The 1,292-nt window shown below is 74.0% G+C and carries 2 protein-coding genes and 1 pseudogene; 2 read left to right on the top strand and 1 reads right to left on the bottom strand.

All coding sequences use genetic code 11. From position 1 onward, the window contains the following. Both H5J30_RS33875 and H5J30_RS33870 read left to right on the top strand, forming a co-directional pair. Window positions 1-280: pseudogene (locus tag H5J30_RS33875) on the top strand (alpha/beta fold hydrolase); the annotation flags it as partial. Beyond that, entirely contained in the window at window positions 277-834 is a 558-nt protein-coding gene (locus H5J30_RS33870; RefSeq protein WP_181791626.1) for a hypothetical protein, read from the top strand. The pseudogene H5J30_RS33875 and the gene H5J30_RS33870, both read left to right, overlap by 4 nt. 83 nt (window positions 835-917) lie before the next feature. Here H5J30_RS33870 and H5J30_RS33865 read toward each other — a convergent pair. After that, the coding region (locus H5J30_RS33865; RefSeq protein ID WP_181791624.1) for a response regulator transcription factor at window positions 918-1,292 on the bottom strand (375 nt) is incomplete at its 5' end.

Here is a 1,292-nt window from a genome sequence, read left to right as displayed (position 1 = left end):
GACCGCCGGCGAGACGGTGCGCAGCGACCCGCTGCACGCCGAGTTCCAGCGCGAGTTGGCGCTGCTGTCGACGGTGTCGCGGCACGACGTCGTCGAGGAGGCGGGGCACGAGTCGCTGGTGCTGGACGAGGCGCACGCGGCGCACGTCGTACGGGCCGTGGAGTGGGCGCGTACGCGCGCGGCGAAGGGCGCCGCCCGCGGCGCACCCCCGAAGGCCGTATCCCCGAAGGCCGCGGCGAAGAACCCGGCCCCCGACAGCGCCCGAGGAGAGAGCGCATGACCGCCCCCACCGCCCTCCCGCGCACCGCCGCCCGCTACGGGCTCTACGGGGTGCTCGCCTCCTGGCTGGGGCTCACCGCGGCCAAGCAGTTCCGCAAGACCCCGAGGTTCCTCACCCGCATCGACCCCATCAACACCGCGATCCCCGTCACCACGTTCTTCGCCCCCAACCCCGGCCGCTCCGACATCCACGTGCTCAAGCGCGAGCGGCTGGCGGACGGCGGCACCACCGAGTGGTCCGAGTACCCGATGCTGGAGCGGCGCACGATCCGGCACATGCTCTGGCACCCCGGCCGGCGGGTGGAGAAGCTGCTGCCGGACACGGTCTCGGAGCTGACCCAGCTCGCGCTGGACGAGAAGCGCATCGAGGTGCTCCAGCTGACCATCCCCTATCTGGCGCTGCTCACGTTCGTCACGCACCACTGCCCGCACCCGCCGGGCTCCCGGCAGGTGCAGTTCCTCGTGGTGTCCTCCGGCGGCTTCGACGAGGAGGAGGAGCCGCGCACGCTCTTCGCGTCGGACTTCCACGAACTGCCGCCCCACCGCCGCACCTGACGGCCGCACCCGGTGCCCCCGCGCGGCGCCGGTACGCGCCGGCCGTACGCGACCGTCTCCGCACCCGGCGTGCCGCGCCTGCCTCAGGCGCGGTGCGCCGGGTGCGCGATCAGCGACTGCTGCAGCGCGGCGATCACCGCCTGCGTCCGGTTCCCGGCGCCCAGCTTGCGCAGGATGTGCCCCACGTGCGTGGACACCGTCGCCGGGCTGATGCACAGCGAGCGGGCGATGGCCCCGTTGGACATGCCCGCGGACATCAGGCTCAGCACCCGCTGCTCCCGTTCGGTCAGCACGTCGACCGCGACGGTCAGCGGCCCGCTGAGCACGTCGCTCAGCCGCCGCGACACCCGGCGCAGCAGCCGCGGCGAGACGAACAGGTCCCGGGAGGCCGCCGCGTACAGGCCGGCCGCCGTGTCGAACACCGAGTCGTCCGGCAGCATCACGGCCGACGCGCCCAG

The organism is Streptomyces phytophilus (assembly GCF_013870535.1).
Lineage (GTDB): Bacteria > Actinomycetota > Actinomycetes > Streptomycetales > Streptomycetaceae > Streptomyces > Streptomyces phytophilus.
Note: the sequence above shows the minus strand (reverse complement) of the source record. Positions and strands in the feature narration are given on the sequence as shown.

Coding starts and splice junctions, on each gene's coding strand:
- H5J30_RS33870 (WP_181791626.1), top strand. CDS start 277: ATGACCGCCCCCACCGCCCTCCCGCGCACCGCCGCCCGCTACGGGCTC.